We start from the raw sequence: 6,568 nt of genomic DNA, 5'->3' as shown, positions 1-6,568 counted from the left end.
GGTTACACCGACGATGCCGTGGTCCGCCATGGCATCCTTCATGCCGACGTTGCCTTCCTGCGCAAACCGTACACGCCGCTGTCGCTGGCCAGAAAAGTTCGTGAGGTGCTGGACAAATGAGCCAGTGGTTGCCCGCCCGGTCACGCCGCCACACGCACCTTCCATTGATGGCCGCAGATCGCGCATTGGTATTTGGTTTCCGTCCCGGCGGCCAGTCCCTTTTTCTCGTTCGCATCAACAGGCTTCCGACCTCGAAAGCGATAATCCGTGCTGGCGCATTTTGGGCAGGTCTTGTCCGGCTTCACTTCCATGTCTGCGATGGTCTCCTGCCTTGGGTGAGGGATTGATTTTATGATCGCAGGAGGTGATGAGAAACTGCTTGCCAAAAGGTTCAAATCCGCGCTACGGTCGGCGGGTGCAGATCGAGCTAGCGCAAGGCCACACGGCGGTGATTGATGACGAGGATGCGGATATGATCCTCTCCCACAAGTGGCATGCCAGCAGAGGAAGTTGCGGCAAGGTTCATGCCGTGACGACCGCCTGGGACCGGGACAAGCAAAAGCATCACAACATTCGCATGCACCGCCTGATTCTCGGGGCAAAGCCGGGGGAAATGGTCGATCACATCACGGGCGACACTCTTGACAACAGGCGACAGAACCTTCGCATCTGCACCAATGCGGAGAACCAGCAGAACAGCGGACAGAGGCGTGGCAGTTCAAAATACAAAGGAGTGGCGTGGTATTCGCGGCATGGGAAATGGCGGGTCATGTTCAACTGGAAGGGCAAGACTCACTTCGTCGGTTACTTCGATAGCGAGGTTGAGGCGGCATTGGCGTACAACAAGGCGGTCCTGCCGCTAGCGGGGGAGTTTGCCCGCCTGAACATCATTCCCTGAGACAAATTCTTCTGCAATTCTTCTGCATATGTTGCCCATGTTTCTGCAATGTGAATACAATGCGGTGAGCGGCTTTGATCTACTCAAAGCCATGATATTTAACAACTTGCAACACGAATGCAACGTGTCATCAATGCCAAATATTGGCAGAAGATCTACCCTCAGGAGCTAGTACTCGCAAGGGTGTGCAGGTTCAACTCCTGTCCTCGGCATTCACCGGATACACAAGGGTTTACGACGAAAGTCGTAAACCCTTTTTTCATGCCTTGCCAAGATCCCAACCTTCCCGTGGGAAGGATTTGGGAAGGTTGTTGGACTTGGATGGCATTTGCATTGGGGGCTGAAACACAGTCACGACGGGCGTCGTCAAACGCCCACGGAGGACTGTTTCATGGCCACGATCGAGCAACGCAAGAATTTTTTTCGGCTGATTTTCTATTTTCAAAATCGCCGCCACACCACCTCGCTGGCGACCGGTGATTATCGCGAGGCCGAGGCCATCGCCGGGTCTGTGGATCGCACTTTGAGCCTCATCCGCCAAGGAGCCTTGGTCCTGCCGGACGGGGCCGACCTGGTCGCATTTGTGCTGTCCGGCGGCCGACAATCGCAACGGCCGGAGCCGAAAAGAGGGGCGGTTGAAACAAAAAGCGAAACCCCATTGCTGACGCTGGCCGAAATCAGCCAGAAGTATGTCGCCGTCCAGGAACTCGGGGGAATGGAGACCGCCTCACTGTATACGGTCAAGATTCACCTACAGCACATCACCGCCACTTTGGGGGAGTTTTTTCCCATGCAGAGTCTCAAACAACCCGACCTTCAACGGCATGTCCAACGCCGGGCCGTGAAGCCCGGTCAGCATGGCAAGCCGGTTCAGACGGCCACCCTGAAAAAAGAACTGTCCAGTCTGAGGGCCATGTGGAACTGGGCGGTCGCCTCCGGTTTTCTGGACGGACCGTTTCCGAACAAGGGACTGGTTTTCCCGAAGGCCCGTCAGAAACCTCCCTTTCAAACCCGTGCCGAAATTGAACGCCGGCTCCAACGAGTCACGACGGCGACCGAGGCCAGGGAACTTTGGGACGGCTTGTTTCTGCCCGCGGACGAGGTCGAGGAATTGCTGGATTATGTTCGCGACACGGCCAGTCATCCCTTCATCGAACCCATGTTCGTGTTTGCGGCCCACACCGGGGCAAGGCGGTCCGAGTTAATGCGCGTCCGGGCGGGCGACGTCGATTTTGAAAGCGGATTCGTGCTCATCCGCGAGAAGAAGCGTGACCGGGGCCGGGAAACAATGCGACGGGTGCCGATGAGCGAACGGTTGGTTCGATGCCTGACTGACTGGCTGGTTGTCCATCCCGGCGGCCCGATGTTGTTCGCCCGGTCCGAACGCTCCGTCTGGAGTGTCAAGAAACATCTCTCACCGGTCGTCATCACGCGTGATGAGGCGACCGATCATTTCCGAAGAACTCTTGCGGGCGGCAAATGGGCGGTTCTGAGGGGATGGCACGTGCTACGGCATAGTTTCATCTCCAACTGCGCGGCCGTCGGGGTGGATCAGCGAAAAATCGACTCGTGGTCCGGTCACCAGACCGAGGACATGCGGAAAAGGTACACCCACCTGATCCCGGCCCAAGAACGTGAGGCCATGAGTTTGGTGTTTGGCAGGCGGGTGTCAACGCCGGAGAATGATTCATGAAGACCATGGAACCGGGACGGCCCGGCCATCGAGCTATCCCGGTTCCATTAATAATGTCCGATCAACTCAATTCAAATTGCGTCTCCGTGCCCCCCGAGGAATTGTGGAGTCAAGCTCCATGCCGGGCGGGAGGAAGCAATCCCTCCCGCAAGTAGCGTTGCAATTCTTGGTGGCTGACGACCCACTCGCAGGATCTTCCCCGGCCGCTTCGCTTCTTTTTGGCATTCAACCGGCCGTGGCGGCACCATTCGCGAACCGTGAACGGGTTCCGGTCCACCAGTTTGGCCAGCGCGGGGATGTCATACCATTCCGACGATTGGCGGGCGCTGATCCCGACCGTGGAAGCATTCACGGTCATCATCACCTGAAGAACGATGTCTTGGATCAACTCCCGGATTGATTCCCGGTTCATGCCAGACTGTGAGGCGATATTCCCGACAGCCGATTCTCGCTCATCGAATCCTCTGGACTCAGCCATTGCGGTGTCCTCAAAATCTCTTGTCACCCGGAAAAAACACAAAAGCTTTCAAACCAACTTGTTCACGAATTGTATTATATTCAATGTAATTCAATCAAATTCAATTTAAGTTGAATAATCAGGCATCTTAGGATTCTTACTTATGTCAGAGCAATTTCGCTTGAAAGAACGGCCGGATCTTTGGAATCCTGTGAACCCCGACACCAAAGATAAAAACGCCGGCTTAGTTGACGGGGAGGAAGACGGAATGTCATCTTCTTGTGATCGGGTGATTAAAGTGCTCGGTCAATTGTTCGGAGGCAATCAAGCACGAATGTCCGGGGCGATCGGAGTGAGTCCCAGTCTGCTGAACAAAGTCATTCGCCGTGCTCATCCCCCCTCGGAAGATTTATTGCGACGGATTGCGGATCTGTCAGGTCTGAATCAACATTGGGTGATGACCGGGGAGCCGCCAATGTTCACCACCCCTCCGTCGGACACGTTGCCTGTCAGTGAGGCATTATTGCTGGGTTCGCCATCGGAAAATGCCGCCCTGTTGTCCGGGGGTCACTATGGCGTCATGCCGGACTTTGCCAGAGCCTCTTGCTACTATCACCGGGTCCGCGCCGACAGTCCGTTCGTGCAATTGCTGGGTGGGGAGTATCGGCCGGACGACCTGCTGCTGTTTGAAACCGACCGGCGTGTCATTGCAAGCCTGATGCAAACGAAACCGAGGCTTTGTCTCGTGCATGTCGGTGAGTACAGCCAGACGACCCCGCTATGGGGGCGATTGGAACACCAACCCGAACAGGGTTGGGTGCTCATGCAACAAAAATTGGTGGCAAAACTTTTAACCGAGAAGGCCGAGCCGATACCTTATCCGGAGATAAAAGTACGCCGTCGCATTGATGCGAGGCTGATCGGCGATTTCGGGGATGATGACACACCTTCCGCCCCCGAGGCGGCAAAAAAACCAAAGGAAGGCGGGATAAAAAAACCAGCCGAGAAGGATTCCGAGGGATCCACAGAGAAGAAACCGATGGAGTCGCCGCAGGCGGTCTGGAGGTTTCGACTTCAAGACGTGGTCGGACTTCAGTTAATGCAGGTCCGAACCTGAGCCATGAGCGGACAAAGTTTCATGTCGGCCCTGACATCAGAAAGCAGCGGCCCCGAGATGTTCGCTTGATGTGCGGGCAATTATGCCATGCCGCTTATTCCTGTCGCAAGTCCTCCAGATCTCATGCTGAGGTGGAATCTTAGGCCGGGCACACCATTTGATTCCACGCCGCCCTCATCGGCCGCCTGCTTGACGACGGCATGAGTTTCCGTCGCAGGCGGCAGCCCACGCAAAGAAAATTTTCCTCGACCGGTCCGACCACTTCTTTTCCAAGTGTCTTGACTGGAAGGTCTGCCAGACTGACATGTCTGGCCGCGGCCATCGGCTCTCAAACAATTTCTCCGGCAACCACCGATTGGCTGTGGCCTGTGACACGGAAGATGAGGCACCCTCATCCTGACCGTCGAATATGTCGAGTGGATCAGGTCTGTCAACGTGGCGCAGGCTTGTGTGGTCGGCTCTTGCCGTTGCCGCCAAGGGATCTCAGGCCAAAGCAATTTTGAAGGATCCACTGTCCGGTCTGGGGCCACATTATCATTCGCCCGATGATGCCGCCATCGCGCGACTTGTCACCTTGCCAGCTTCTGACCGGTGTCTTTAAACTTTCCTTCAAACTGCTCGTAGCCGATCTCTTTGGACTCGCGATCACACCGTTCGCTGTGGTCAACACCGAGGAAGGATGGCGGATGTCAACCGGGAAGAACAACTACTCCATCCGATATTCGTCGCCCGTCGTTTGTCGGCCGGCTGATTCCCGCCTCTTCCGTGTGTTCGGGCGTGACTTTTAACGGCAAGTCTTCGCTGGCTCCGACGGCCAGCAACCGGCCATTGAACTTCGCAAGGGCAAGTTAGTCCGTTTCCAGACAGAGGTTTGAAAGGCGTTGTCGATCCGGATCCCGGTCGTTGGGTGTCCGCAAGCGGAGATAGAAACCCATCCGTCGAATGGCCGTCACGACGGATGCGGGAAAGGGAAAAAGCGATCATCTGACCGGGCTGCGGCACGAACCGCACCTCCATTCCGGTGAAAACTTGGCGATATTGTTTTCAGGTCGGAGAACTGACCGATTTGCTCGAATTGATTCGGGACAAGTTTGTCCCGTCAGTCCGCGCGGCGGGCAACGAGGGCGAAGATCCCGCCCGTCTGCAACCGGATTTGGATCAGTTGCGTCAGCATGGCAGAATTGTCCTGTTGACCGTCAGGATCAGGCGGTTGAAGAGCAGAGTGTGACGATCCTGATCCTGCACGGCAGGACGAAATGGATGAGTGGCTGAATGATCGCCATTGTCCGGTTGGTCACCTTGGATCGGTACGGAAGCACGCACTTCGTATGTCGAGCATGAGACTTCGCGCAAATCGCGGAATTCACTTCAGCGGAACCACGCAGGGCTTTTGGGAAACTGCTGGAGAGCGGCGATTGTCACGACTGTTTCCCGAGAGAAGCAAGGCCGCTGCTCCCCATCCCGCGAATTCAGGACTCTCGGCAAGCGCTGAGCGAGGAGCACCCGTCGAGACTTCGCACGGTCGCGGATGTGTGCTGGCATTCATCAGGTTACATCCTTCGGAAAGCCCATGATGGCCTGCCGGACAGGGTGGCATCCGGAGACGTGAGAGTTTCGCCCGAACCCGGATCGCATCCACACGCCGGACAGGCAGGCTTTTCCGCAAGCGAACATGCGGGTTCCGTTTTTTGTTGCCTTTGATGTTCCCGGCCAGTTCCAAGAGCTCACCATACAGCCACCCCGTTGGTGATTTGCTTCGGCAAGTCTTTCTCCGAGTAAGCGCTTATTCAGACTTGGATTTCTTCTTGCTCGCAGAGAGCGGGAGCTGCCAGCCGGCATAGCGAGTCAGATTCCGCAGTGCCGCGGACGCCTCCACGACCTCGGCCGGTTTGGCGTCCAGCCACCAGGCCGGATACGAGGCATACTCGGCGAACACCGAACGAAGCCCGGCAAGGCTGCGAGGGTAAATCAGACCGTGGCCGGCGTCTGCCGGCTTGATCATTCGCAGCACCCGCGACCGTTCCTTCCAGTCCGCCGGGGCGATGACAATGCCCCGGCGGACTAAATAGCTCCCGCCTTGCCCGAAAGTATCAGTGATTTTAGGCAGCGTTGTATGTTGAGTCTTGGACGCGGAAAAACCGCCGCTCTTCCAGCCAGTCGAAGGTCAAGTCAATCAAATGGGTCAGGGAATCACATCGGTGGTTCCGCGTCACGGCCTCATGCAGTCGCCACCAGACCCGTACAATCGGGTTGGTGTCCGGGGCGTATTTCGGCAAAAAATGAACCCGAATCCGGTCGTTTTGTTCAGCCAGATACGCCCGCACGACCAAACTTCGGTCCGGCTGGTGGTTGGCGGCGTTGTCACAGATCACGTGAATGACTTTGTACTGTCGGAAGGCACGC

General features: G+C 56.5%; 7 protein-coding genes. 3 read left to right on the top strand and 4 right to left on the bottom strand.

All coding sequences use genetic code 11. The annotated features are described in order from the left end of the window. Positions 1–140: 140 nt before the first annotated feature. The gene (locus tag BGIM_RS65710) at positions 141–311 is read right to left on the bottom strand and encodes a hypothetical protein (RefSeq protein WP_020476621.1); all 171 of its coding nucleotides are present in this window, start codon (positions 309–311) and stop codon (positions 141–143) included. A gap of 68 nt (positions 312–379) precedes the next feature. Here BGIM_RS65710 and BGIM_RS59705 point away from each other — a divergent pair, with 68 nt between their 5' ends. Next, on the top strand, positions 380–898 hold the full coding sequence (locus BGIM_RS59705) for an HNH endonuclease (RefSeq protein ID WP_238537859.1): 519 nt from the start codon (positions 380–382) through the stop codon (positions 896–898). Positions 899–1,289: 391 nt separating this feature from the next. Further along, positions 1,290–2,591, top strand: a complete 1,302-nt coding sequence (locus BGIM_RS0147660) for a site-specific integrase (protein WP_020476619.1) — start codon at positions 1,290–1,292, stop codon at positions 2,589–2,591. Between the two features lie 109 nt (positions 2,592–2,700). Here BGIM_RS0147660 and BGIM_RS66810 read toward each other — a convergent pair whose 3' ends face one another. After that, a complete protein-coding gene (locus tag BGIM_RS66810; RefSeq protein ID WP_202947425.1) occupies positions 2,701–3,069 on the bottom strand; it encodes a MerR family transcriptional regulator in 369 nt (122 codons plus the stop codon). A gap of 247 nt (positions 3,070–3,316) precedes the next feature. Here BGIM_RS66810 and BGIM_RS0147650 point away from each other — a divergent pair, with 247 nt between their 5' ends. After that, positions 3,317–4,165, top strand: coding sequence for a helix-turn-helix transcriptional regulator (locus BGIM_RS0147650; RefSeq protein WP_162136370.1), 849 nt, complete (start codon positions 3,317–3,319; stop codon positions 4,163–4,165). Positions 4,166–5,948: 1,783 nt separating this feature from the next. On the opposite strand, the gene BGIM_RS0147635 is transcribed toward BGIM_RS0147650, so the two are convergent. Together BGIM_RS0147635 and BGIM_RS56605 are read right to left on the bottom strand one after the other, a co-directional pair. Continuing rightward, positions 5,949–6,167 carry a hypothetical protein gene (locus tag BGIM_RS0147635; RefSeq protein ID WP_020476613.1) on the bottom strand — a complete coding sequence of 73 codons (219 nt, stop codon included), beginning with the start codon at positions 6,165–6,167 and terminating at the stop codon, positions 5,949–5,951. Positions 6,168–6,264: 97 nt separating this feature from the next. Then, positions 6,265–6,568 (bottom strand): transposase (locus BGIM_RS56605; RefSeq protein ID WP_084760713.1); only part of this gene is annotated, 304 nt, incomplete at its 5' end.

The sequence above is a fragment of the Zavarzinella formosa DSM 19928 genome, from assembly GCF_000255705.1.
In the GTDB taxonomy this organism is placed as follows: Bacteria; Planctomycetota; Planctomycetia; order Gemmatales; family Gemmataceae; genus Zavarzinella; species Zavarzinella formosa.
This window is presented reverse-complemented; position numbering and strand designations above follow the sequence as displayed.

Coding starts and splice junctions, on each gene's coding strand:
- BGIM_RS65710 (WP_020476621.1), bottom strand. CDS start 311: ATGGAAGTGAAGCCGGACAAGACCTGCCCAAAATGCGCCAGCACGGAT.
- BGIM_RS0147660 (WP_020476619.1), top strand. CDS start 1,290: ATGGCCACGATCGAGCAACGCAAGAATTTTTTTCGGCTGATTTTCTAT.
- BGIM_RS66810 (WP_202947425.1), bottom strand. CDS start 3,069: ATGGCTGAGTCCAGAGGATTCGATGAGCGAGAATCGGCTGTCGGGAAT.
- BGIM_RS0147650 (WP_162136370.1), top strand. CDS start 3,317: ATGTCATCTTCTTGTGATCGGGTGATTAAAGTGCTCGGTCAATTGTTC.
- BGIM_RS0147635 (WP_020476613.1), bottom strand. CDS start 6,167: ATGATCAAGCCGGCAGACGCCGGCCACGGTCTGATTTACCCTCGCAGC.